23 protein-coding genes are annotated in these 22,901 nt (G+C 72.1%); 6 read left to right on the top strand and 17 right to left on the bottom strand.

Annotation, left to right across the window (positions count from 1 at the left end):
* Positions 1 to 3 precede the first annotated feature (3 nt).
* Entirely contained in the window at positions 4 to 579 is a 576-nt protein-coding gene (locus BHU15_RS32155) for a histidine phosphatase family protein (protein WP_069630356.1), read from the bottom strand.
* 31 nt (positions 580 to 610) lie between these two features.
* Positions 611 to 1,054, bottom strand: coding sequence for a GNAT family N-acetyltransferase (locus tag BHU15_RS32150; protein ID WP_069630355.1), 444 nt, complete (start codon positions 1,052 to 1,054; stop codon positions 611 to 613).
* Between the two features lie 87 nt (positions 1,055 to 1,141).
* Here BHU15_RS32150 and BHU15_RS32145 point away from each other — a divergent pair, with 87 nt between their 5' ends.
* Entirely contained in the window at positions 1,142 to 1,666 is a 525-nt protein-coding gene (locus BHU15_RS32145; RefSeq protein ID WP_069630354.1) for a CGNR zinc finger domain-containing protein, read from the top strand.
* Between the two features lie 20 nt (positions 1,667 to 1,686).
* Here the strand turns inward: BHU15_RS32145 and BHU15_RS32140 are convergent, their stop codons facing one another.
* Positions 1,687 to 2,604 carry an AEC family transporter gene (locus BHU15_RS32140; RefSeq protein WP_069630353.1) on the bottom strand — a complete coding sequence of 306 codons (918 nt, stop codon included), beginning with the start codon at positions 2,602 to 2,604 and terminating at the stop codon, positions 1,687 to 1,689.
* A gap of 226 nt (positions 2,605 to 2,830) precedes the next feature.
* Here BHU15_RS32140 and BHU15_RS32135 point away from each other — a divergent pair, with 226 nt between their 5' ends.
* Positions 2,831 to 3,910, top strand: coding sequence for an ABC transporter substrate-binding protein (locus BHU15_RS32135; protein ID WP_069630352.1), 1,080 nt, complete (start codon positions 2,831 to 2,833; stop codon positions 3,908 to 3,910).
* On the opposite strand, the gene BHU15_RS32130 is transcribed toward BHU15_RS32135, so the two are convergent.
* Positions 3,819 to 5,354, bottom strand: a complete 1,536-nt coding sequence (locus BHU15_RS32130) for an aminotransferase-like domain-containing protein (protein ID WP_079128516.1) — start codon at positions 5,352 to 5,354, stop codon at positions 3,819 to 3,821. The genes BHU15_RS32135 and BHU15_RS32130 overlap by 92 nt on opposite strands.
* Between BHU15_RS32130 and BHU15_RS32125 the strand changes: the two genes are divergently transcribed.
* Complete coding sequence (locus tag BHU15_RS32125) at positions 5,353 to 6,249, top strand: DMT family transporter (protein WP_069630351.1); 897 nt, start codon at positions 5,353 to 5,355, stop codon at positions 6,247 to 6,249. The genes BHU15_RS32130 and BHU15_RS32125 overlap by 2 nt on opposite strands.
* A gap of 5 nt (positions 6,250 to 6,254) precedes the next feature.
* Here BHU15_RS32125 and BHU15_RS32120 read toward each other — a convergent pair whose 3' ends face one another.
* The gene (locus BHU15_RS32120; RefSeq protein ID WP_069630350.1) at positions 6,255 to 7,541 is read right to left on the bottom strand and encodes a glycoside hydrolase family 10-like protein; all 1,287 of its coding nucleotides are present in this window, start codon (positions 7,539 to 7,541) and stop codon (positions 6,255 to 6,257) included.
* Between the two features lie 158 nt (positions 7,542 to 7,699).
* On the opposite strand from BHU15_RS32120, the gene BHU15_RS32115 reads away from it, so the two are divergent.
* On the top strand, positions 7,700 to 8,560 hold the full coding sequence (locus tag BHU15_RS32115; RefSeq protein WP_023542867.1) for a 3-hydroxybutyryl-CoA dehydrogenase: 861 nt from the start codon (positions 7,700 to 7,702) through the stop codon (positions 8,558 to 8,560).
* 16 nt (positions 8,561 to 8,576) lie between these two features.
* On the opposite strand, the gene BHU15_RS32110 is transcribed toward BHU15_RS32115, so the two are convergent.
* The 9 genes from BHU15_RS32110 to infC form a co-directional block, all read right to left on the bottom strand.
* Entirely contained in the window at positions 8,577 to 9,116 is a 540-nt protein-coding gene (locus BHU15_RS32110; RefSeq protein WP_079128515.1) for an NUDIX hydrolase, read from the bottom strand.
* A gap of 51 nt (positions 9,117 to 9,167) precedes the next feature.
* Positions 9,168 to 10,505, bottom strand: coding sequence for an NsdA family TPR-like regulatory protein (locus BHU15_RS32105; RefSeq protein WP_069630348.1), 1,338 nt, complete (start codon positions 10,503 to 10,505; stop codon positions 9,168 to 9,170).
* Between the two features lie 477 nt (positions 10,506 to 10,982).
* Entirely contained in the window at positions 10,983 to 13,532 is a 2,550-nt protein-coding gene (pheT, locus tag BHU15_RS32100) for a phenylalanine--tRNA ligase subunit beta (protein ID WP_069630347.1), read from the bottom strand.
* Positions 13,532 to 14,662, bottom strand: coding sequence for a phenylalanine--tRNA ligase subunit alpha (gene pheS / locus BHU15_RS32095; RefSeq protein ID WP_023542863.1), 1,131 nt, complete (start codon positions 14,660 to 14,662; stop codon positions 13,532 to 13,534). The genes pheT and pheS overlap by 1 nt, the downstream gene beginning before the upstream one ends.
* 280 nt (positions 14,663 to 14,942) lie before the next feature.
* A complete protein-coding gene (locus BHU15_RS32090; protein ID WP_069630346.1) occupies positions 14,943 to 16,160 on the bottom strand; it encodes a sensor histidine kinase in 1,218 nt (405 codons plus the stop codon).
* Positions 16,161 to 16,255: 95 nt separating this feature from the next.
* Positions 16,256 to 17,095 carry a TrmH family RNA methyltransferase gene (locus BHU15_RS32085; protein WP_069630345.1) on the bottom strand — a complete coding sequence of 280 codons (840 nt, stop codon included), beginning with the start codon at positions 17,093 to 17,095 and terminating at the stop codon, positions 16,256 to 16,258.
* 168 nt (positions 17,096 to 17,263) lie between these two features.
* Positions 17,264 to 17,650, bottom strand: a complete 387-nt coding sequence (gene rplT / locus BHU15_RS32080) for a 50S ribosomal protein L20 (RefSeq protein WP_023542860.1) — start codon at positions 17,648 to 17,650, stop codon at positions 17,264 to 17,266.
* Positions 17,651 to 17,768: 118 nt separating this feature from the next.
* On the bottom strand, positions 17,769 to 17,963 hold the full coding sequence (gene rpmI / locus BHU15_RS32075; RefSeq protein ID WP_023542859.1) for a 50S ribosomal protein L35: 195 nt from the start codon (positions 17,961 to 17,963) through the stop codon (positions 17,769 to 17,771).
* 121 nt (positions 17,964 to 18,084) lie between these two features.
* Positions 18,085 to 18,780 carry a translation initiation factor IF-3 gene (infC, locus tag BHU15_RS32070; protein ID WP_078494400.1) on the bottom strand — a complete coding sequence of 232 codons (696 nt, stop codon included), beginning with the start codon at positions 18,778 to 18,780 and terminating at the stop codon, positions 18,085 to 18,087.
* A 355-nt stretch (positions 18,781 to 19,135) separates the two neighbouring features.
* Here infC and BHU15_RS32065 point away from each other — a divergent pair, with 355 nt between their 5' ends.
* The gene (locus tag BHU15_RS32065; RefSeq protein WP_069630344.1) at positions 19,136 to 19,516 is read left to right on the top strand and encodes a DUF1844 domain-containing protein; all 381 of its coding nucleotides are present in this window, start codon (positions 19,136 to 19,138) and stop codon (positions 19,514 to 19,516) included.
* Here BHU15_RS32065 and BHU15_RS32060 read toward each other — a convergent pair.
* Positions 19,507 to 20,259, bottom strand: coding sequence for an SseB family protein (locus tag BHU15_RS32060; protein ID WP_069630343.1), 753 nt, complete (start codon positions 20,257 to 20,259; stop codon positions 19,507 to 19,509). The genes BHU15_RS32065 and BHU15_RS32060 overlap by 10 nt on opposite strands.
* Positions 20,260 to 20,337: 78 nt before the next feature.
* Between BHU15_RS32060 and BHU15_RS32055 the strand changes: the two genes are divergently transcribed.
* On the top strand, positions 20,338 to 21,048 hold the full coding sequence (locus BHU15_RS32055) for a serine hydrolase (RefSeq protein WP_069630342.1): 711 nt from the start codon (positions 20,338 to 20,340) through the stop codon (positions 21,046 to 21,048).
* Here BHU15_RS32055 and mycP read toward each other — a convergent pair.
* Together mycP and BHU15_RS32045 are read right to left on the bottom strand one after the other, a co-directional pair.
* Complete coding sequence (mycP, locus tag BHU15_RS32050; protein ID WP_069630341.1) at positions 21,023 to 22,234, bottom strand: type VII secretion-associated serine protease mycosin; 1,212 nt, start codon at positions 22,232 to 22,234, stop codon at positions 21,023 to 21,025. The two genes, BHU15_RS32055 and mycP, sit on opposite strands and share 26 nt — an antisense overlap.
* 44 nt (positions 22,235 to 22,278) lie before the next feature.
* Positions 22,279 to 22,901: hypothetical protein (locus BHU15_RS32045; protein WP_069630340.1), on the bottom strand; the 623-nt coding region annotated here is incomplete at its 5' end.

Raw genomic sequence — 22,901 nt, 5'->3', positions numbered from 1 at the left:
GTCTCAGAGGCGGGCGTCGACGCGCAGGCTCCAGCGGCCGGGGCCGCCCATGAGGGTGATGGTGGACAGCGGGCGGACGTCCACGTTCCAGAACGTCGGCGCGGGGGCGTGCAGCGCGTAGACGAGCGCGGCCCTGATGACCGCCGGTTCGGCGACGGCCACGATGGCGCCGATGTCGTCCGCCGGGCGGGTGTCCAGCCAGCCCCCTATCCGGGAGATGAACGCCAGCAGTGGCTCACCGCCGTGCGGGGCCGAGCGCGGGTCGGCGAGCCAGGCGTCCACGGCGGCGGGTTCGCGGGCGGCGACGTCGGCGAACGTGCGGCCGCGCCAGCGGCCCATGTCGCAGTCCCGCAGGGCGGGCTGGACGAGGGGCGCGTAGCCGAGGGCTTCCCCGGTGGCGCGGCTGCGCGCGGTCGGCGAGCAGTACCGCAGATCGGCGGCGGCCAGTGGCACGAGCGTGTGCGCGACGAGCTGCACCTCGTGCCAGCCGGTCCGGTCGAGGGGACGGTCGTCGTCGAAACGTTCGGCAAGTGGGGCTGAGCTGCGCGCGGCGGCGACCAACGTGACCCGAACACTCATGCCCGGATCGTGATCCCGAAAGCGGGACAGGTCAAGAGGGGTCCTGAAGGTCCTGACTCATCCACATCGAGGGGTTTTCGAGGGACTTGAACCCCACCTTCTCGTAGACGCCGTGGGCGTCCTCCGTGGCGAGCATGAAACGCCGCACGCCCTGCCGGGCGAGCTGCTCACGCGCGGCGGCCACCAGTTCGGTGCCGAGGCCCTTGCCGCGGGCGACGGGGTCGACGTACACGTCGCAGAGCCAGGCGAAGGTGGCGTGGTCGGTGACGACGCGGCCGTAGGCGACCTGTTCGCCCGAAGCCCTGTCGTAGACACCGAAGTTGAGCGATCCGGCCATCGCCCTGTCCTGCACGTCGCGGGCGCGGCCGAGCGCCCAGTACGCGTCGGTGGACAGCCAGCGGTGGATCCGGTCCGCGTCGAGGCGTGCGGGGTCGGTCGAGATGTCGTACGCGGCGGAAGTCGTCGTCTCGGTCATGGCGGAAGGCTGCCAGGTGGCGGGCCCGTTGTCAGTGGCGGGTGCCACGCGGGGCGGGGCCGGTCCGGCCTGTGCTGCAATGGTTGAGTGAAGTTCGAGCATGACAACATGGTCGGCGTCCATCTGGCGGTGTCGCTGGTGAACCTCGAATCGGACGGTTCCTGGGGGTCCGCATCACTGGAACGGACACTGCGGGAGTACGCGATCCGGCGTGCGCGGATCACGGACGCGGCCGACGCGGAGATCAGGGCGTGGGCACGGCGTCTGAGACCCGTCTTCGAGGCCGCCTCGCGGGACGAACGGTGCGTCAGGGTCAACGCGCTGCTCGCGGACGGCGCCGGCAGCGTGTATCTGACCACCCACGACGGCCTGCGCCCGCATCTGCACTTCGCGCCGGACGGCCAGGATCTCCAGAGCCGGGTGCGTGCCGTGACCGCCGGGTCCCTGGCCGTCTTCACCCTGGAGGCGGAGGGGGAACGGCTGGGCGTCTGCGCGCTGGACACCTGCCGGACCGCCTTCGTCGACACCAGCCGCGGCGGTCGCCGCGCCTACTGCCGCGCGCGCTGCGCCAACACCGAGGCGGTCCGCCGCCACCGTACGAACCGGCGCTGACGAACGCCCGCGGTCACGCCCTAGGCCGGGACCAGTGCCAGGACGAGCGGGACGGCCGCGATGCCCAGGAGTGTCTGCGTCGCCGTGATCCCCGCCATCAGCGGTGCGTCGCCCCCGAGTTGCCTCGCCATGATGTACGAGGACGATGCCGTGGGCAGGGCCTGGAAGAGTACGGCGACGATCAGCGCGTCGGAGCCCAGGCCGAAGGTCCGGGCCGCCAGATAGGTCGCGGCGGGCATGAGGGCGAACTTGACGGACGACGAGGTGACGATCGGCCCCGCCCACGACCGCGCCGCGCCGAAACGCAGCGCGGCGCCGATGCACAGCAGCCCCAGCGGCATCGAGGCGGCTCCGAGTGCCTGGAGCGCCGGCTCGATGCCCGGTGGCAGCCGCGCGTCGAGCGTCTGGAGGAGGATGCCGCCGGCGCAGGCGAGGATGAGCGGGTTGGTCGCGAGCTGCCTGAGGATTCCGGTGAGGCGCGGGCGTGCGCTCCCGAACCGGGCGAAGACCAGCACGCACAGGACGTTGACGGTGGGCACGATCGCCGCGTTGCAGACCGCCGCGACGGCGACGCCCTGGGTTCCGTACAGGCCGGCGGCGATGGTCACGCCGATGTAGTTGTTGAATCTGATGCTGCCCTGGAAGACCGAGGTGAAGCTGTCGTCCTTCAGCCGCGTCAGGGGCCTGAGGGCGACGACCAGCGCGGCGACGGCGACCGTGGAGGTGACCAGCGTGGCCGCGAGGGCCCGTACCGGCAGATCGCCGGTGTCGGCGGTGGCGAGGCTGTGCAGGAAGAGGGCGGGCAACAGCACGTGATAGCTGAGGCGTTCGGCCTCGGACCAGAATCCCTCGGCCGTGATCATCGATCGCCTGAGCGTGTGGCCCAGCGCGGTCAGCAGGACGACCGGAATCAGCGCCTCTACGGTCAGGGCGATCACCGCGTGATCGCGTCCGGCGCCGTGGGCTCACGATCCTGTGTCTGTCGTGTCTGTCGTGTCTGTCGTGTCTGTCCTGCGGAAGCGTCCATGCCGACAGGCTGATGTCATACCGCGAGGCATGACAACCATTACAGGCCGGGGGCGAAGACCTAGAAGTACCTGGCTGCGGCCAAGTCGTCGACCGGCGGCGATAACCGGTTGCCCGCCGGTGGGAGTGGCGGATGCAATGTCCGGCATGGTCACGCTCAAGATCGGTGCTCTCGTCCCGCTCACCCCTCCCGGCTGGGTCGAGGCGGGCCGTCATCTGCTCGCCGGACTCGAACTGGCCGTGCGCGAGGTCAACGACGCCGGCGGGATCGGCGGAGACCCGCTCGAACTGGTGGTCCGTGACACCGCGGCCGATCCCCGGAGGGCCGAGGCGGCCCTGGACGAGTTCGCCGGCCTGGGTGTGGCCGCCGTCGCGGGTGAGTACCACAGCGTCGTCGCGCGCGCCGCTGCCACCAGGGCCGACGCCCTCGGCCTGCCGTTCCTCTGCTCGTCGGCGGTGCTCGACGCGCTCACGGAGCGGCCCACGGACCACGTCGCGCGCCTGCCCCCTCCGCAGTCGCGCGGCTGGCGGATCTACGCGGACTTCCTCCTGGACGCGGGCCACCGCCGCGTCGCCGTGGCAGCCGCGCCGAGTCTCTACTGGGAGTCCGGCACCCGCGTCCTGCGCGAGCGTCTCGCCACGCGCGGCGGCACCGTCGTCGAGCTGGACATGAGCGCGCTCGCCCCGGCCGCCGTGTGCGACGCACTGGCGGAGAGCGCGGCGACAGCCCTGCTTCTGCTGGTCGGCCAGCCGGAGCCCGCGGTGTCGATCGTCACGTCCGTCCGCCGCGACCGGCGCCTCGCCGGGACGCTGATCGGCGCCCCGGCCGGGCAGCCGGAGTTCGCGGCCTGGGAGAACCTGCTGGGCGCCGAGGGCGCCGCGATCCCGTTCCTGCGCTACCTGCCCGAGCGCCTCACCCCGCTCGGGGTACGCGTCGGGGCGGCGCTGCGCGAGGGACCGGCCGGGGCGCCCTCGTTCGTCGCGTTCGAGGGGTACGACACGATCGCCGTCCTCGCCGATGTGCTGCGCGCGCACGGCGCGGACCGGGCGGGCCTCGCCGAAGCGTGGCCGCGGGTCGCCGTCGACGGCACCCGCGGCCGGATCCGGTTCGCCCGCGAGCCCGGTATCAGCGTCTGGCAAGCGACGGGGACGCCGGTCCAGGTGGTCGACCGGGATCCGGCGACACCGGACCGCTTCCGGATTCTGCGCACCGGCTGAGCGCCCCGTCGCCGAGCACCTCGTCGCAGGCGGTACGCAGCCGCCGTACGCCGTCGGCGATCTCCTGCGGTCCGGCGACGGCCGCGTACCCCAACCGCAGGTGGCCGGCGGAGGGTTCGGCGCAGAAGTAGGGGCGGCCGGGGGTGACGGCGACGCCCGCGCGCAACGCGGCCGACACCAGGGCCTGTTCGTCGGTGCCGTCGGGCAGCCGCAGCCAGAGGTGGTAGCCGCCCGGCGGGACGTGCGGGAGTGCCAGTTCGGGGAGCCGTTGGCGGACGGCGGCGGTCATGGCGGTTCTGCGATCCCGCAACTCCCGTGAGATGAAACGCAGATGGCGGCCCCAGGCGGGTGAGCCGACCAGTTCGAGCGCCGCCTCCTGGAGAGGGCGGGCGACAAAGAAGCAGTCCACGACGTGGATGGCGCGCAGCCGTTCGAGCACCGGGCCCCGGGCGGCCAGAACTCCGACGCGGAGGCTGGGTGAGGTCGCCTTGGTGAGGGAGCAGACGTGCACGACGATCCCGTCGGGGTCGTCGGCGGCGAGAGGGCCGGGCAGCGGGCCCGCGTCCTCGTGGATGAGGCGGCGTACGAAGTCGTCCTCCACGATGAAAGCGCCGGCCTCGCGGGCGATGCGCAGCACCTCGGGCCGGCGCGCCGGGGAGAGGACCGCTCCGGTGGGGTTCTGGATGAGCGGCTGGCAGACGAAGACCCGGGCGCCGGTGGCGCGGAAGGCGGCGGCGAGGAGTTCGGGGCGTACGCCGTCGGGGTCGACGGGAACGGGCACGGGCCGTACTCCGGCGGCGCGTGCGATGGCGAGCATGCCCGGATAGGTGGGTGACTCCACGAGGACGGGCGCGCCGGGCGGGGCGAGGGCGCGCAGTGCGGTGGTCAGGGCGCTCTGGCCGCCGGAGGTGACGAGGACGTCGGCGGCCGTCCAGGTGTCGCCGATGTCGCGGGCGAACCATTCGCGCAGCTCGGGCAGTCCGTCGGTGGGCGGGCGGCTCCAGGCGCCGGGGCGCCGCCCGGCGCGGGCGAGGGCGGCGGCCATGGCCTGTTCGGGCTGGAGTGAGGAGTGGAGGTAGCCGCCGTTGAACTCGATCACCCCGGGCGGCGGGACGGCGAGGGTGGTCAGGACGGCGGAGGAGTCGACGCTGCGCGGGACGAGTTCGGTGGCGGCGTCGGCGCTGAGCGCGACCTCCTGCCAAGAGGTGTCCCCTTCCCGTGGGGTGCCGGGCCTGGGCTGCGCGCGGAAGGATCCGGCGCCGGGGCGGGTGACGACCAGTCCCTCGGCGGAGAGCTGGGCGAGCGCCCGGGAGACGGTCACCGGGGATACCCGGTGACGCTCGACCAGCTCACGGCTGGACGGCAGCTTTCCGCCGGGTGAGTAGCGGTTCAGCTCCACCCGTAGAGATTTCACCAACTCGGCCACACTGCTACGCTCTTGCATGACAGCACAGGATAGCGCTACTCGTACCGGCCCGGTAGCGGTCACCGGCGGCACCCTCCTCGCGACCGCGGGCGTCCTCGCCTTCTCGCTCACCTTTCCGGCGACGGTCTGGGGGCTGGAGAGTTTCGGCCCCTGGTCCCTGGTCGCGATACGCGGCGTGCTCGCCGCGCTGATCGCGGGCGGCTTCCTGCTGGCGCTGCGCGTGCCGTTCCCGGAGCGCCGGCACTGGGGCGCGTTCGCCGTGGTCGCGTCCGGTGTGGTCCTGGGCTTCCCGATGCTCACCACGCTGGCTCTCGGGACGTCGACCACCGCGCACGCGGCCGTGGTGGTGGGGCTGCTGCCGCTGAGCACCGCCGCGTTCTCGGCGCTGCGTACCGGAAGGCGGCCGTCACGCACCTTCTGGAGTGCGGCCTTCGCGGGCGCGGCGGTGGTGCTCGCCTTCACGCTCCAGCAGAGCGGCGGGGCCGTCTCGACCGGCGATCTGTATCTGTTCGGCGCGCTGCTGGTGTGCGCGGCCGGCTACACGGAGGGCGGCCGGCTGGCGCGGCTGATGCCGGGCTGGCACGTGATCGGCTGGGCGCTCGTCGCCTGTCTGCCGCTCAATCTGGTGGTCTCGGCCGTCGCGCTGTCCTTCGAGCCGGTGCGTCTGACGGCTCAGGGCGTGACCGGTCTGGTGTGGGTGGCGGCGGGGTCGACGTTCTTCGGTCTCTACGTCTGGTACCGGGGCATGGCCGCGATCGGGGTCGAGAAGGCCAGCCAGCTCCAGCTGGCGCAGCCGCTGCTGACCCTGGTGTGGTCGGTGCTGCTGCTCGGGGAGCGGCCGGCGACGGCCGCGCCGTTGGCGGCCGTCGCCGTACTGCTGTGCATCGCGGTCACCCAGCGGGCCCGCGCCTGAGGCCGTTACCCCTGCCGGGGCGGGCGCACCCGGGACGTGTAGTGGTCGGCCACCGCCTTGGCGAACGCCCCGTTCTTGTCGTGGACGCACTCCAGCGCGGAGAAGTAGCAGTGCCCGCGCACCTCCCGGTACTGCTTGGCGAACGCCAGATGGCGGGAGACCTCCGCCACGTCCTGCCAGGGCGCGGGCTGGGCGGGGTCGCCCGCCTTGTAGAGCGCCTCGCCGATGTAGAGGTCGACGTCCGTCCCCTTCACCACCTCGCTCCACCAGGGCACGAGCTTGGCGTAGTCGGCCGCGGCGAAGCCGATGTTCCAGTAGACCTGCGGAGTGATGTAGTCGATCCAGCCCTCCTTGACCCACTTACGGGTGTCGGCGTACAGGTCGTCGTACGTCTGCACCCCGGCCTTGGTGTCGGAGCCCGTCGGGTCCGTGGCGATGTTGCGCCACACCCCGAACGGGCTGATGCCGAAGGCGACATGCTTCTTGATCTGCTTGATCCGCTCCCCCGTCTCGCGCACCAGCCGGTCGGTGTTGTCGCGCCGCCAGGAGGCCTTGTCGGGGAAGCCGCCGCCGTACTTCGCGTACTGCGCGTCGTCGTCGAAGACCTGACCGGCGACCGGGTACGGGTAGAAGTAGTCGTCCCAGTGCACGGCGTCGATGTCGTAGCGCCGTACGGCGTCGAGCATCGCGTCCTGCACGAACTTCCTGACCTCGGGGATGCCCGGGTTGTAGTACAGCTTCCCGCCGTACGGCAGGATCCACTCCGGGTGCTTGCGGGCCGGGTGGCTCGGGATCAGCCGGCTGGGGTCCGTGTGATTGGCCACGCGGTACGGGTTGAACCAGGCGTGCAGTTCCAGCCCCCGCTTGTGGGCCTCCTTCACGGCCGTACCCAGCGGGTCCCAGCCCGGGTCCTTGCCCTGGACGCCGGTCAGACACTCGGCCCACGGCTCGAACGGCGAGGGCCACAGCGCGTCGGCGGTCGGCCGCACCTGGAAGATGACGGCGTTCAGCTTCCGGTCGACGGCCGTGTCCAGGAACTTGAGCAGTTCGGCGCGCTGCTCGGCCGCCGGCAGTCCGGGCTTCGACGGCCAGTCGCGGTTGACGACCGTGGCGAGCCACATCCCGCGCAGTTCGCTGCGCGCGCTGTGCCGGCCACCGGACCCGGCGGCGCCCTCCGCGCCCGCCACCGCTCCGGTCGTCCCGCCCACGGCGCCCGCGTCTCCCGCGATCGCCAGTGACGTGACCGCGCCCGCCGTGGCCGCCACGAACCCTCTTCTACCGATTTGCCGCATTTACTGACCCCTCGTCGGTTATCTCGGACAGACGTTGCCGCACAGCATGCCCGCCCCGGCCCGCCGTGCACACACCGGCGCGGAGTAACGTCGGGGACCCGGGCGGGCACCGGAATCGGACGGAGCCCCGCACGACAGGGACCAGCGAAAGGCACGATGTGACCGACATCGAACGCGTCGGAGTGGTGGGCTGCGGCCAGATGGGCGCAGGCATCGCGGAGGTGTGCGCCCGCAGCGGCTTCGAGGTGATGGTCGCCGAGACGACCGGCGAGGCACTGGAGATAGGGCGTACCCGCCTCTTCAACTCCCTCTCCAAGGCCGCCGAGCGCGGCAAGATCAGCGAGGAGGAGCGCGACGCGACGCTCGGCAGACTCAGCTTCACCACCGATCTCGGCGAGTTCGCCGACCGGGATCTGGTGATCGAGGCCGTCGTCGAGAACGAGCAGGTCAAGACGGAGATCTTCCAGGTCCTCGATCAGGTCGTGACACGGCCCGACGCGATCCTGTCGTCCAACACCTCCTCCATCCCGCTGGTCAAGCTGGCCGTCGCGACGTCCCGTCCCGACCAGGTCATCGGCATCCACTTCTTCAACCCGGCACCGGTCCAGCAGCTCGTGGAGCTGATCCCGGCACTGACGACGTCCGACGACACGGTCAAGCGTGCCGAGGCCGTCGTCCAGGACATGCTGGGCAAGCACGCGATCCGCGCCCAGGACCGGTCCGGTTTCGTGGTGAACGCCCTTCTCATTCCTTATCTGCTGTCGGCGATCCGGATGTTCGAGTCCGGCATCGCGAGCCGCGAGGACATCGACAACGGGATGGAGCTGGGCTGCGCCCACCCGATGGGCCCGCTGAAGCTCGCCGATCTGATCGGCCTGGACACCGTGGCGTCGGTCGCCGATTCGATGTACGCGGAGTACAAGGAGCCCCTGTACGCCGCTCCGCCGCTGCTCCAGCGCATGGTGGACGCCGGGCGCCTGGGCCGTAAGTCGGGCTCGGGCTTCTACCCGTACGGCTGAGCACCGGGCGGGTGTGCTACCCGCCGCCGCCCAGGCGCAGGTGATGGAGCATCAGCAGTCCGGCCGCCATGTTGGCGGCCGGCACCTCGCCGCGCGCGATCAGGTCGGGGACCCGCTCCAGCGGTACCCATTCGCGGCGCGAGGACTCGAAGTCGTCCGCCGGGTGACCGGTGTAGGTGGCCGCGTCCGACCAGTAGAGATGGTGCCTGGCGTCGGTCAGCCCGTTGGACGGCTCGACGGTGAGCAGATGCCGGAGAGGGCCGGGACGCCACCCGGTCTCCTCCTCCATCTCACGCGCCGCCGCCGTCTCGACGGACTCGCCGTCCTCGACGACCCCGGCGGCGAGTTCCCAGCCCCAGCTGTCGGTGATGAAGCGGTGCCTGAAGAGCATCAGCACCTCGTTGGCCTCGTTGACGGCCGTCGCCACGGCCACGGGACGGAGCCGGATGAGGAAGTGGTCCAGATGCCGGCCGTCGGGGAGTTCGACGTCCGCCAGATTCACCTGGAACCAGCGATTTTCATACACAGTGCGTTCGCTTAAGTTCGCCCACTGCACGGTTTTGCCACCTTCCGATCGGGAGTTGGCAATATCGCAGCAGGCACCTCCTCACAGGGGAACGCGCAGAGCCCGCGCGATGTAACCGGCCGCTTCCGTCGCTTCCGCGCTCCCGCTCTCCATCAGCCCCAGCCGCACCACGGTCATCCGGTCCCTGAGCCGCTGCGACTCCATCCCCCGGGCGCGCTCGGCCATCTCCCGCGCGGTACGGGCCGCCCGGTCCGGCTCCCCCTGCCGCAGCTCGATCTGGCTGAGCATCGCGAGCCGGTGCACCCGCCCCCGGTCGTGCGCCGGGGCGCCCACCGCCTCGGCGGCGTGCGACCGCGCGGCGGTCAGCTCACCGAGGCTGAGCAGCGCCTCCGCCACCTGGACGGCGACCAGGCCCGGCTCGACATAGCCGGTCTCGTCCGGCTCCTGGCCCGGTCTGATCCGGCCCGCCTCCGACTCCGCCCGCCCGATGCACTCGCGCGCCGCGCGCCCGTCGCCGAGCAGGGCGTACGCCTTGGCCTGCATCGCGTACAGATCGGCTGCCAGCGCCGGGGTGATCGCCCGCCCCGCCGTACGCAGCGCCGCCTCGGCGAAGGCAACCGCCTGCCGGTACTCCCCCATGAACAGCGACTGGTTGACGAGCAGCGCGACGGCGTACGCCCCAAGCCCCGCGTCCCCGCTGGCCTTCGCGAGCCGCAGCGCCTGGTGGAAGTAGCGCTGGGCGAGTCCCTGCGCGTCGGAGTCGTACGCGCAGATACCGGCCACCGCCACCAACCCGCCGGTGGCGCGGTGCAGTTGACGGCCCGTCGCGTCGTTGTAGCAGCCGCGCAGCAGAGGCGCGGTCTCGGCGTTGAGGAAGCCCACGATGCGCGTGTGGGTGGCGAGACCGCCCGCCCTGCGGTACATCAGCTCGTAGTGCGCCCTGGCCGTCCGCAGCAGTTCGATGTCCGCCGGGCCCACGCGTCCGGGACCGCTGCGGGAGACGTCCACGTCCGCCGGCGGGTTCTCCCACTCCCAGACCGGCATCACCGCGTGCGTACCGGTCACGGCGGGCGCCTCCACCACATGGCCGCGCTGCTGCTGGTCGGAGCGCCACAGCGCGGTGGCCCGCTCCACGAACACCGAGAGGGTGGCGCCCTGGCCCGGCGCGGCGGAGGTGCCGCCGAGGCCGATGTCGTCGAGCGTGAGGGTACGTCCCAGCCGCTCGCCCAGCACCTGACAGATCAGCTCGGGCACCTGCCCCCGTGGCCGCTGTCCCCTCAACCACCGCAGCACAGAGGTGTGTTCGTACCGGAGCCCGAGCCCGCGCGACTGTCCCGCCCTGTTCACCCGCGCGGCGAACCCGGCGTGCGACATACGCGCCTCGTCGATCAGTGAATCCAGCAGGGTGTTGGGCTGCATCTGCCCCTCCGGTGCTCGGCAGCCTCAGAGTAGGGCGAGATCGCACGGGGTGTGAACGTAATGCCCGGATCGGTCCGTTGTGCGCTCTGCCGCGCCGGACCCGGTGGCTGTTGACTTGGTCGTCTCGCAAGGAGCGGCCGGGCCGCCGCACTCCCCCTCGTGCGGTACGGCGGTCCACCTGTCGCCGTCCGTCCCGCCTACCTGCCCGTACTCCGCGGCGGGGCGGGCGGCGCGCCGGCCGCGCAGCGGTTGCGAGGCGGATACGGCGCAGTGTTCGTCCCCCCGGCCTGCGCCGGTATCCGCGCGGGGTCCCACCCTCGACGGACCGGCCCGGCGCGACCCACCCGCCCGGACCGGTCCGTCGTGACGCCGCGCCCGCGAAGGGCACCGCGCGCACCGCCATACATGCCCGAGGGGCGTCGCCGGACCTGAAAGCCGGCGACGCCCCTCGACCGTGTCAACTCGGCCGCACGCGGCTCACGCCCCGCGCAGCACCGCCCCGGTGCGCTCCGCCGCCAGCGCCACCGCCGCGTCACGCGCGGCGGACGCCTCGTCCACGGTCAGCGTCCGGTCACCGGCGCGGAAGCGCAGCGCGTACGCCAGGGACTTCCGCCCCTCGCCCAGCTGCTCCCCGGTGAACACGTCGAACAGCCGCACCGATTCGAGCAGTTCACCCGCGCCCTCACCGAGCGCCCGCTCCACATCGGCGGCCGGCACGTCCCGGTCCACCACCAGCGCCACGTCCTGCGTCGCGACGGGGAAGGTCGAGATCCGGGGCGCCCGCAGCGCGCCCGTGCCCGCCCGCTCCACGAGGTCCAGCTCCAGCTCCATCGCGCAGGTGCGCTCCGGCAGGCCGTACGCCTTGATGACGCGCGGGTGCACCTCACCGGCGTGGCCGACGAGCGTGCGCTCACCGTCCACCGTGGCGTACAGGGCCGCGCAGCGGCCCGGGTGCCACGGCGCGTGCTGGTCGGCCTCGACCGTCAGCTCGACGCCCGCCTCGGCGGCGACCGTACGGGCCGCCTGGACCGCGTCCGCCCAGTCGGTGGGACGGCCAGCGCCCCACCAGCCGGCCTGCTCGCGCGCTCCGGCGAGGACGACGGCCACGCGGCGCGGCTGCCGGGGCAGCGCGGCGTCGAGCGTCGCCAGCTCCTCGGGAGAGGGGCGCCGGTCGACGGGCAGCCGGGCCGGCACCTTCTCCTCACCCGTGGGCCGGAAGACCAGACCGGTCTCGTACAGCGCCAGATCGTGCGAGCCACGGCCGTCGTTGCGGCGCAGCGCGCCGAAGAGACCCGGCAGCAGTGTCGTGCGCATCTCGGGCTCGGTGTCCGCGAGGGGGTTGACCAGCTTGACCGCACGGCGGCGGTCGTCATCGGCGGCCAGTCCGAGCTGGTCGAGCTGCGCCTCGCCGACGAACGGGTAGCTGAGCACCTCGACGTAGCCCGCGCCGGCCAGCGCGCGGCCGACCCTGCGGTGCAGCCGCTGCCGCTCCGTGAGCCCGCGTCCGGCCGGCGGCCGGGGCAGGGTGGAGGGCAGGTTCTCGTACCCCTCCAGCCGGATGACCTCTTCGGCGAGGTCGTTGATCTCGCGCAGGTCCGAGCGCCAGCTGGGGACGGTGACGATCAGCTCGTCCTGTCCCTGGACGTCGCAGCCGACCTCCTGGAGCCTGCGGACGACGGTCTCCCTGCCGTACGCCAGACCGGCGACCCTGTCGGGGTGGTCGGCGGCCATCGTGATGGTGTGCGGCCCGAAGGGCGCGACGACCTCGGTGACACCGGCCTCCGCCGAGCCGCCCGCGAGCAGCACCAGCAGGTCGACGGTCCGCTGCGCCGCGGCCGACGCGGCGTGCGGGTCGACGCCGCGCTCGAAGCGCCGGGACGCCTCGGAGGGCAGCTTGTGCCGGCGCGCGGTGCGGGCGATGGAGATCGGGTCGAAGTGCGCCGCCTCGATGACGACCGCGGTGGTGCCGCGCGCCGCGCGTTCGGCGGCGGACGGGGAGAGCGGGCCGGCCACGATCTCGCCGTCGGCGATCTCGGTGTCGGCGCCGCCCATCACCCCGGCGAGGCCGATCGGCCCGCGGTCGTCGGTGATGACGAGGTCGGCCGCGTCCAGGACGCGCTTGACGCCGTCGAGCGTGGTCAGCTCCTCGCCCTGCTCGGCACGCCGGACGCCGATCGCGCCGTCCACCCGGTTGCGGTCGTAGGCGTGCAGCGGCTGGCCGATCTCCAGCATCACGTAGTTGGTGATGTCGACGGCCAGCGAGATCGGCCGCATCCCGGCCTTCTGGAGCCGGCGCTTGAGCCAGATCGGGGAGCGTGCCTCGGGGTCGAGCCCGGTGACCGTACGCGCGGTGAAGTGGTCGCAGCCGACGGGGTCGGCGATCTCCACGCGGTGGCCGTACGAGTTCGGCGCGGGCACGTCCAGCAGCGCCGGGTCGCGCAGCGACAGCCCGTAGGCGATGGCGGTCTCACGGGCGACACCGCGCATCGACAGGGCGTAGCCGCGGTCGGGGGTGACCGCGATGTCGAGAACCTCGTCGACGAGCTGGAGCAGCTCGATCGCGTCGATGCCGACCTCGTGCTCCGGCGGCAGGACGATGATGCCGCCGCTGCCGTCGTCGCCCATGCCCAGCTCGCCGCTGGAGCAGATCATGCCGTGCGAGGTACGGCCGTACGTCTTGCGGGCCGAGATCTCGAAGCCGCCGGCCAGGACGGCGCCGGGCAGGACCACGACGACCTTGTCGCCGACGGCGAAGTTCCGGGCGCCGCAGATGACTTCCTGCGGCTCACCCGTGCCGTTGGCGTCGCCGACGTCGAGGGTGCAGAAACGGATGGGCTTCTTGAACTCGGTCAGTTCCTCGATCGTGAGGACCTTGCCGACGACGAGCGGGCCCTTGAGCCCGGCGCCGAGCTGTTCGACGGTCTCGACCTCGAGACCGGCGGGGACGAGCTTGGCCTGTACGTCGCGGCCGGTCTCGGTGGCCGGCAGGTCGACGTACTCCCGCAGCCAGGAAAGCGGGACGCGCATCAGATCTCCATCCCGAACGGCCGGGTGAACCGGACGTCACCCTCGACCATGTCTCGCATGTCTTCGACGTTGTGGCGGAACATCAGCATCCGCTCGATGCCGAACCCGAAGGCGAATCCGCTGTACTTCTCGGGGTCCACCCCGCAGGCGACGAGCACCTTGGGGTTGACCATGCCGCAGCCGCCCAGCTCGATCCAGCCCTCGCTGCCGCAGGTGCGGCAGGGCCGGTCCGGGTTGCCGACGGACTCGCCGCGGCAGACGTAACAGACCATGTCCATCTCGGCGGACGGCTCGGTGAAGGGGAAGAAGTTCGGCCGCAGCCGGGTCTTCATGCCCTCGCCGCCGAACAGCTCCTGGACCATGTGGTCAAGGGTGCCCTTCAGGTCGGCCATGGTCAGGCCCTCGTCCACGGCCAGCAGCTCGACCTGGTGGAAGACCGGGGTGTGGGTGGCGTCCAGCTCGTCCGTGCGGTAGACGCGGCCGGGACAGATGACATAGACGGGCGGCTCGCGGTCGAGCATCGCGCGCGCCTGGACCGGTGAGGTGTGCGTACGCAGCACGACCCCGGACTCGTCGCCGGACGTGCCGTCCGGGCCCTGGACGAAGAAGGTGTCCTGCATCTGGCGCGCCGGGTGGTCGGGCACGAAGTTCAGGGCGTCGAAGTTGTACCACTCCGCCTCGACCTCGGGGCCGTCCGCCACCGCGTAGCCCATGGCCGTGAAGATGTCGGCGATGCGCTCCATCAGGGTGGTCAGCGGGTGCCGGGCGCCGGCGGGGACGCGGTCGTACGGCAGTGTGACGTCCACCGCCTCCTCGACCAGCACCCGCGTGTCACGCTCGGCCTCCAGCTCCACCTGCCGGGCGGCGAGCGCCTTGTTCACGGCGCCGCGGGCCTGGCCGACGCGCTTGCCCGCCTCGGCCTTGGCCTGCGGGGGCAGCGCGCCGATCTCGCGGTTGGCGAGCGACAGGGGCGAGGTGCCACCGGCGTGCGCCGTCTTCGCGTGGGCGAGCGCTTCGAGGTCGCCGGCGGCGGCGAAGGCCGCGACGGCCTCGTCCCGCATGCGCTCGATCTCTGCCGGTTTCAGCGCCTCGACCTCGACTGGGTCGTACGACTTGTTGGGTGCGGACATCTCTTCCCGTACTTCCGGTTGGTTGGGTCCTGTCCGGTCGGTATTCGCGGATCAGCCCGCGGGACCTGGTGCCGTGCATCGCAAGGCGGAGGATCGTCCTCGTACTGGACGTACTTGGACGACTCCGACAACGCAGCGAGGTGCGGTGCCAGGCTTCGCGGGCCCGCGAAGATCGACCGGACTGGGCCCAGGCTAAAACGACCCCGCTCGATGGCCGAGGGCGCAAAGGTGCCAAGAGCCGAGTCTAAAGGCCGTGCGGAGTGATGGAGCCCGTGGGCGGTCAAGCCAGGTAGGCCGGGGCGCCGACGGGCAGGATAAATCGGAACTGGGCACCGCCGCCGGGTCCGCGGCCGACGGTGATCGTCCCGCCGTGCGCCTCGACGATGCCCTTGACGATGTAGAGGCCGAGGCCGGTCCCGCCGCGCTTGCTGCCCCGCCAGAAGCGGGTGAAGACGCGGGCCATCGACTCCTCGGGGATGCCGGGACCTTCGTCGCTCACGGTGACCGCCGTTCCTTTCGCACCGCCGTCCGCGTGCGTGTGCTCCGCGTGCCCGTGGTCGACGTGTTTGACCTGGGCGGGTGACACCTCGATGGTGACGGTTCCGGCGCCGTGGCGCACCGCGTTTTCCAGGAGGTTGCCGAGTATCTGGTCGATCTTGTCGGGATCGGCCCACAGGTCGGGCAGCGGCTGCTGGATCCGTACGAGGAAACGGTCGGGGGACTGACCGGACGCGGTGATGGACTGGATGTGGCGCCCGACGGCCGTACCGATGTCGACCGGCTGGCGGCGCACTTCGAGGCGGCCCGAGTCGATCCGGGAGATGTCGAGCAGTTCGGCGATCAGCCGCGTGACGCGGTTGGCGTCGGCGTCGACGGTCTCCAGCATGAGCCGCTTCTGGTCGTCGGTGAACCGTTCCCACTTGGCGAGCAGCGTCGCGGTGAAGCCCTTCACGGAGGTGAGCGGGGAGCGCAGTTCGTGTGCGACGGTCGCGATCAGCTCGGCGTGACTGCGTTCGGTACGGCGGCGGGCCTCGGTGCCGCGGATGCTGATGACGAGGCGGCGTACGGGCCCCTGGGGGTGCGCGCGTACGTACCGGGCGGAGACCAGGACCTCACGGCCGCCGGGCAGCAGGAGATTGCGCTCGGGCTGGCCGAAGCGGGTGAGGAGACCGCCGTACGGATCGGTGAGCGCCCACCAGCGGCGGCCTTCGAGGTCTTCGAGGGGCAGCGCGCGCTCCAGCGGGCTGCCGACGGCGTCGGCCGCGGCGACGGCGGTGATGCGGGCGGCGGCGGCGTTGAAGCAGATCACGCGGCCCGTCTCGTCGGCGACGACGAGTCCGTCGGGGAGGTCGTCGGGGTCGATCCCGAAGCCGGGTCCGAAGCCGGCTCCCTGGTCCGGTCCGGGGCCCGGTCCTAAGTCCGCCGCGAGGGCGCCGGCGCCGGGCTCGGGCCTGACGGGTCCTCGTGTGATGGCCGACCCGCTCGCCCCGACCGTCATGCCCGCATCCCACCTCTTCCGAGGAGCACAGTGGGCCCCCGACCTGACCGTCACCCTACTAGCTCTCATCGCTCAAGGTGACTGCACGGACCCCCTCAGCTGTCGGCGCGCACCCGCTGCGCCCTGGCCGAGGCGTAGAGACATACGGCCGCGGCGGTCGCCAGGTTCAGACTCTCGGCCTTTCCGTGGATCGGAACGCGCAGGACGGCGTCCGCCAGCGCCCGTGTCTCGGCGGGCAGCCCCCACGCCTCGTTGCCGAAGATCCAGGCGGTCGGGACGCCCATGGTGCCCGCGTCCAGCTCGTCGTCGAGGTCCATGTCGCCCGCCCCGTCGGCGGCCAGGACCCTGACTCCCGCTCCGCGCAGGCCCGTCACGGCCTCTTCGACGGGGACGCCGACGGCGACCGGCAGATGGAAGAGCGAACCGACCGACGCCCGGACCGACTTGGGGTTGTAGAGGTCGACGGACGCGTCGGTGAGGACGACGGCGTCGGCGCCCGCCGCGTCGGCGCAGCGCAGCACGGTGCCCGCGTTGCCGGGGTCGCGTACGTTCGCCAGGACGGCGACGAGCCGGGGCCGCGCCCGCAGGACGGACTCGAACGGCGAGTCCAGGAACCGGCAGACGCCGATGAGCCCCTGCGGGGTGACGGTCTGGGAGAGGTCGGCCACGACGGCGTCGTCCGCGTGGTGCACCTGGGCCCCGGCGGCGCGGGCGGCGTCGACGATGCCGGCGTAGCGCTCGGCGGCCTCGACGGTGGTGAACAGCTCGATCAGCGTGGGGACCCCGTCGTCGCCCCGGTGCCCGACCGCTTCGCGTACGGCCTGCGGGCCCTCGGCGATGAACCGGCGTTCCTTGCCGCGGAAGGCCCGTCTGGCGAGCCGCCGGGCGGCGGTGACACGCGGGGAACGCGGAGAGATCAGCTCGGGGGTGCCCATGGGCGGCGGCTCGCTTCTCGTACGGACGTAGGGAGGTGGGACACGCGCGCGGATGCGCGCATATGACGGGGGGTGGTGGTAGAACGCGCCGGACCCGCAGGCGGGGTGCCTGCGGGTCCGGCGTGAAGTGCTCTGCTCCGTGATCCGTGACCGTGGTCCGGCAGGGGATCAGGCAGCGGCCTTCGGGGCGTTGACGTCGCTCGGGAGCGCCTTCTGGGCGACCTCGACCAGCGCGGCGAACGCGTTGGCGTCGTTGACGGCCAGCTCGGCCAGGATCTTGCGGTCCACCTCGATGTTGGCGGCGTTCAGACCCTGGATGAGGCGGTTGTACGTCATGCCGTTCTGACGCGCGGCGGCGTTGATCCGCTGGATCCACAGCCGGCGGAAGTCGCCCTTGCGCTTCTTGCGGTCGTTGTAGTTGTAGACCAGGGAGTGAGTGACCTGCTCCTTGGCCTTGCGGTACAGGCGCGAACGCTGGCCGCGGTAACCCTTGGCCTGCTCGAGAATCGCCCGGCGCTTCTTGTGGGCATTGACTGCCCGCTTGACGCGTGCCACTTGTTTAACTCCTTGTAGCGGGGCTGGGTTCTGCGGGAGTCAGTCACCGCTCACCCGGCCCGGAAACGAATTGGGTCCCGGTCCTTGCGTCGCGCCCCCGTCACCGGGGGCCGCGACGTCACTTGCCGAGAAGCTTCTTGATCTTCTTGGCGTCGCCCGGGGCCAGCTCGACGGTGCCGGTCAGGCGCCGGGTCACTCGCGACGACTTGTGCTCGAGCAGGTGGCGCTTGCCGGCACGCTCACGCATCACCTTGCCGGAGCCGGTGATCTTGAAGCGCTTGCTGGCACCGCTGTGCGTCTTGTTCTTCGGCATAGCGCCGTTCTCTCCTCGTCAGTGGCGCTCCCGGCCGGTCGGACCGGCCCCTGGGAGCGTCAGTTCGCTATCTGGATCTTCCGGGCAGGACCCGGGGGCGCCTGGATGGCCACCCCGTGGGTCACGCCTCGGAGGACGATTCGGCCGGAGCCTCGGCTTCGGCGTTCGCACGAGCCTGCGTGGCGTCCGGGGACTCGTCCACGTGGTCGTCGGGCGCGAAGCCCTGGCGCTCGGCCTTGCGGGCCGCCTGGGCCTCGCGAGCCTCGGCCATGGCCTCGGTCTTCTTCTTGTGCGGGCCCAGAACCATGATCATGTTCCGGCCGTCCTGCTTCGGGTTCGACTCGATGAAGCCGAGCTCCTCGACGTCCGAAGCGAGACGCTGGAGCAGCCTGAAGCCCAGTTCCGGGCGGGACTGCTCACGACCACGGAACATGATCGTGATCTTGACCTTGTCGCCCTGCTTGAGGAACCGGACGACGTGACCCTTTTTGGTGTCGTAGTCGTGCGGGTCGATCTTCGGCCGGAGCTTCATCTCCTTGATGACCGTGTGCGCCTGGTTCTTGCGCGCCTCACGGGCCTTCATGGCCGACTCGTACTTGAACTTCCCGTAATCCATGAGCTTGCACACGGGCGGACGGGCGGTCGCCGCGACCTCGACCAGGTCCAGGTCGTACTCCTGCGCGAGCTCCAGGGCCTTCGCAAGCGGCACGATGCCGACCTGCTCGCCGCTGGGGCCGACAAGGCGGACCTCGGGAACACGAATCCGGTCGTTAATGCGGGGCTCAGCGCTGATGGATCCTCCTCGGTAGCACCACACGACTGTCTGGCAGACAGCCGCGTAACGTCTGTTTCGTCAGACCAACCGCGGGGAGTAACGAAAAATGCCCCGGACGGGACACAGGCGGGAGCTCCATGAATACCGGAGCACCGCCGCGTCGAACCGCGGGGCGCGCATCGGGCGGCTCCATCGTCCGTACGGAACGATGGGCGCCGCCTGACCGGTGACCCGCCGCCCCGAGAGGCAGCCAGGTGGGAGAACGGAGCCTCCACTTGTGGGTCGGCCACACACGTGTCCGACCGGTCGTAACACAAGGTTAGCAGCACGGCGGGGATGCCGCTAACCGCCGGGTGCCCGCCGAGCGGCCCGGGTGCCGGGGCCTATCGTGTGCGGCATGAGCGACACGCCGTCCCCCCAGGACTCTTCTCCCGACGACTCTTCTCCCGACTTCGACGCCATGACCCGCGACATCGCGGAGGTCCCGGCCGTCGAGGTGATCGTGACGGTCGCCGTCAATCTGATGAGCGCCGCCGCGGTGAAGCTCGGTCTCACGGAGGACGGCGACGCGCACAAGGACCTGGACGAGGCCCGCAAGCTGGTGCACGCGCTGGCCGGGCTGATGGACGCGAGCGCGACGGAGATCAGCTCCTTCCACGCGGCGCCGCTGCGCGACGGGCTGAAGTCGCTCCAGCTGGCCTTCCGCGAGGCGTCGCTGGTCCCGGACGAGCCGGGCCAGGGCCCCGGCGAGAAGTACACGGGGCCCGTCTACGGCTGACCGGGGACGGGGCGCTCGCGTACGAAGAGGGGCTCGCCGGGAGGTGTGGCGCCGGCCGGCAGCAGTGCCAGGTCGAGACCGCGCACCAGGCGGGCCCTCAGCACGTCGTGCGCCGCCAGCGCGCCCGCGATCCGGCGGACCGCGTCCGCCGGGGCGGCCTCCGGGAGCAGCACGAGCGCGACGGTGCCGTCCGCCTCTCCTGGGCCGAGATGCGCCCTCAGTACGGAGGGTTCGGCGGCGACCACCTCTTCGACCGCGGCGACGACCGCCGGATCGCCGAGCGGGTCGGTGCTGATGCGGCCCTCGGCGAGCGCGAACAGGGCGGGTCCGGTGAGTTCGTACGGCACGGGCCCGGCAAGGTCGATGACGACGGTGTCGGCCTTCTCGTGCGCGGCGGCGCTCAGCGCCTGGTGCAGCGGTACGGCGACGGGGCGCGCCGCAGGGTCCCAGCGGGCCAGCGAGGCAGTCGAGGTGAAGGCGGGCAGCGCGCGCCGGCCGCCTGCCTGGAGCGTGGGGACGGCCATGTCGCTGTTCTTCTCGCGCCGCAGCCCGTTCTCGTCCTCCTCGCTCTCGCCGAGGACGGCGACGACGGGGACGAGCAGCCGGGCGCCCTTGAGGGCGGCGAGCACGCGCGGCTCGGCGGTCCGATCCCCGGACCAGGCGGCGAGGGCCTCCGTGAGGACGGGGTCGGCGGTGCCGTCGTCGGTGGAGAAGCCGGAATCGGGAATGTTCTTGAGAGCCACGGGTCGAGGGTAGTCGGCGTGCTGTCGCCGCCCGCCGACGGAGGGCGGAATCGGCGGCGGAGCGAGGGGGACACCACCATGGACGCCGACAGCGAACCGCTGGTCGCGGGAGTGGACGGGAACGTCACGTACGACGTCGCCGTACGCGACACGGTCACCGGCCGCACCGCGGCGTACCGTCACGGACCGGATCCCACCCACCCGACCGCGAGCGTCGTCAAGCTCGGCATCCTCGCCGCGCTGCTGCTGCGCGCGCAGGACACGGACCGCGGGCCGACGTCCCGGGAGCGTGCGTCGGCGGCCGTCATGATCGAGCGCAGCGACAACGACGCCGCGACCGAGCTGCTGAAGGTGGTCGGCGGCCCCGGCGGACTGGACGCGGCCCATCGCCGGCTCGGTCTGCGTCAGTCGGTGGCGCGGGCGGAGTGGGGGCTCACACGTACGACGGCGGCAGATCAACTGGCTCTGCTGGAAGCGGTGTTCGGCGGTGGAGCGAGTCCGCTCGGCGAGCGGTCGCGTGCCTTGGTGGCGGACCTGATGACCGGTGTGGTGCCGGAGCAGGCGTGGGGTGTCTCGGCGGCGGGCGGCGGGGCGGCGCTCAAGAACGGCTGGATGCCGTTGAGCGCCAGCGGGTTGTGGGTGGTCAACTCGGTCGGCCGCGTCACGGCGGGCGAGCGCGACTTCCTCGTAGCCGTGCTGTCGGGCGGGCATCCTACGAAGGACGCGGGCATCGCCCTGGTCGAGACGGCGGCGCGGGCCGCCGTCAGCGCGGCCGGCGGCGGCCGGTGACCGGTCCGCCGCGCCAGAGCACCACCGCGCCGGCCAGCAGCAGCGCGCCGAGGCCGCCCGCGAGTGGGGCGAGCCAGGCGGCCGGCTCGGACTCCTCGGAGGCGTTGTCGGGGCCACGCCCGAAGTACTGCTTCGTGTAGCCGGTCGCCTTGTCCTTCGTGTCGCCGCCGGCGGCGGCCGGCTTCCCGCCGGCCTCGATCGCGGCGGCCGGGTCGACGATGCCGTAGCCGGTGGAGTCGTCGCGGCCGTTGTCCGGAGCGTCGCGCGCGGTGTCGGCGAGCAGTTTCTTGATCTGGGCGGGGCGCAGGTCGGGGTGGGCCGCGCGGACGAGGGCGACGGCGCCGGAGACGAAGGCGGCGGCGGCGCTGGTGCCCCAGCCTTCGTAGTAGCGGCGGTCGGGGTCCGCTATGACGACGTCCACGCCGGGGGCGCTGACGGTGGCGTACCAGCGGCGGGTGGAGAACGCGGCGTGGGTGCCGTAGCGGTCGACGGCCGTCACGGCGATCACGCCGGGGTAGGCGGCCGGGTAGGAGATGCGGTCGCCCTTCTCGCCGCCGTTCCCGGCCGAGGCGACGACGGCGGCGCCCTTGGACAGGGCGTACTGGACGGCGGCGTCCTCGCCGGGCTCCGGGTGGGCCGACTCGCTGTCGTCGCCGAGGGAGAGGTTGATGACGTCGGCGCCGTTGTCGGCGGCCCAGCGGATGCCGTCGGCGAGTGAACCGCCGCGCGACTTACGGGCCTTGGACCGGTCCGGATCGGTGCCTTCGAGGATCACCCGGACCGGCAGGATCTTCGCCTCCGGGGCGATGCCGAGCACTCCGTCGTCGCGGCCGGGGCCGTGCCCGCGGCCCGCGATGATGCCCGCCATGGCGGTGCCGTGGCGGGCCCAGGCGCGGTCACCGCTCTTGGCGCCGAAGCCGATGAGGTCCTTGCCGGTCAGGACCTGCCCGGCGAGGTCGGGGTGGGTGGGGTCGACGCCGGTGTCGAGGACCGCGACGGTGATGCCGTCGCCCTTGGTGGTGCGCCAGGCGTCGTCGGTGTGCATCGCTTCGAGTGCCCACTGCTGGGCGCGGATGACGTCCGCGTGGGCGGGTGTCGCGGGGACCGCGACCAGGAGGGAGGCGGCGGCGACGGTGGCCGCGAAGGAGGTGCGACGGCGCCGCGACGCCCGTGTCGCCGGTGCCATTCGTGTCGCCGGAGCCGGTCGTGTGGTCTCGGTCGGAGGTGTCGTCATCCGGAGGACTCCGTTGCCGTGCTGACTGATCCGCTCAGTGCGGTCTCGATCTGGTCGGCGATGCCCGCGGCGTCGTGGCCGAGCCCGGACTGGGCGGCGGCCGTCTTCGCGCCGTCGGCGGTCGCCTTGTCGACGGGCTGCGGGTCGGGGACCCGGCGTCCGTCGGCGAAGCCGGAGACGGCGTAGACGACGACCGGCGCCTGGTCGAGGACCTTCACCGTCCAGCTCGCGCGCTGCGCGCTGCCGAAGCCGGCGGCGATCGTCCCCTTCACCGGGTAGGTGCGGGGCATCAGGTCGGTGCGTTCGGTCAGCTTCTCGTCGGTGAACCGGGCGGCCAGCGCCTTCATGGCCGCCGGTTCGGCCGATGTGAAGACCATGCCGACGGTGATGACGCTGGTGTTGGTCGCGTCGGTGTACGTCGCCCGCAGCACCCGCTCGCAGCCGACCGTGCGCAGCGTCTTGAGGAGGAGCGGGTCGAGGGCGCCGGCACAGCCGCTGTCGGGCGCGACCGCGACCCTGTTCCAGGTCCGGTCGGCGCCGCCGGGACCCGCGCCGTCGCCGGTGAGGGTGGGCGGGAAGAAGGTGTCGACGGGGGTGCTGTGCCAGAGCGTACGGAGCG

This window comes from Streptomyces niveus (assembly GCF_001723055.1).
GTDB classification, from domain to species: Bacteria; Actinomycetota; Actinomycetes; order Streptomycetales; family Streptomycetaceae; genus Streptomyces; species Streptomyces niveus.
The sequence above is the reverse complement of the archived record's forward strand: the minus strand, read 5'-3'. Positions and strand labels throughout refer to the sequence as shown.

What these genes read in the sequence shown, in the direction of transcription:
- BHU15_RS32105 (WP_069630348.1), bottom strand. Translation starts at nt 10,505, where the DNA reads ATGCAGCCCAACACCCTGCTGGATTCACTGATCGACGAGGCGCGTATG.
- BHU15_RS32085 (WP_069630345.1), bottom strand. Translation starts at nt 17,095, where the DNA reads ATGGGCACCCCCGAGCTGATCTCTCCGCGTTCCCCGCGTGTCACCGCC.
- BHU15_RS32135 (WP_069630352.1), top strand. Translation starts at nt 2,831, where the DNA reads ATGTCCGGCATGGTCACGCTCAAGATCGGTGCTCTCGTCCCGCTCACC.
- BHU15_RS32065 (WP_069630344.1), top strand. Translation starts at nt 19,136, where the DNA reads ATGAGCGACACGCCGTCCCCCCAGGACTCTTCTCCCGACGACTCTTCT.
- BHU15_RS32130 (WP_079128516.1), bottom strand. Translation starts at nt 5,354, where the DNA reads ATGCAAGAGCGTAGCAGTGTGGCCGAGTTGGTGAAATCTCTACGGGTG.
- BHU15_RS32125 (WP_069630351.1), top strand. Translation starts at nt 5,353, where the DNA reads ATGACAGCACAGGATAGCGCTACTCGTACCGGCCCGGTAGCGGTCACC.
- BHU15_RS32120 (WP_069630350.1), bottom strand. Translation starts at nt 7,541, where the DNA reads ATGCGGCAAATCGGTAGAAGAGGGTTCGTGGCGGCCACGGCGGGCGCG.
- rpmI (WP_023542859.1), bottom strand. Translation starts at nt 17,963, where the DNA reads ATGCCGAAGAACAAGACGCACAGCGGTGCCAGCAAGCGCTTCAAGATC.
- BHU15_RS32090 (WP_069630346.1), bottom strand. Translation starts at nt 16,160, where the DNA reads ATGACGGTCGGGGCGAGCGGGTCGGCCATCACACGAGGACCCGTCAGG.
- pheS (WP_023542863.1), bottom strand. Translation starts at nt 14,662, where the DNA reads ATGTCCGCACCCAACAAGTCGTACGACCCAGTCGAGGTCGAGGCGCTG.
- mycP (WP_069630341.1), bottom strand. Translation starts at nt 22,234, where the DNA reads ATGGCACCGGCGACACGGGCGTCGCGGCGCCGTCGCACCTCCTTCGCG.
- pheT (WP_069630347.1), bottom strand. Translation starts at nt 13,532, where the DNA reads ATGCGCGTCCCGCTTTCCTGGCTGCGGGAGTACGTCGACCTGCCGGCC.
- BHU15_RS32150 (WP_069630355.1), bottom strand. Translation starts at nt 1,054, where the DNA reads ATGACCGAGACGACGACTTCCGCCGCGTACGACATCTCGACCGACCCC.
- BHU15_RS32055 (WP_069630342.1), top strand. Translation starts at nt 20,338, where the DNA reads ATGGACGCCGACAGCGAACCGCTGGTCGCGGGAGTGGACGGGAACGTC.
- BHU15_RS32155 (WP_069630356.1), bottom strand. Translation starts at nt 579, where the DNA reads ATGAGTGTTCGGGTCACGTTGGTCGCCGCCGCGCGCAGCTCAGCCCCA.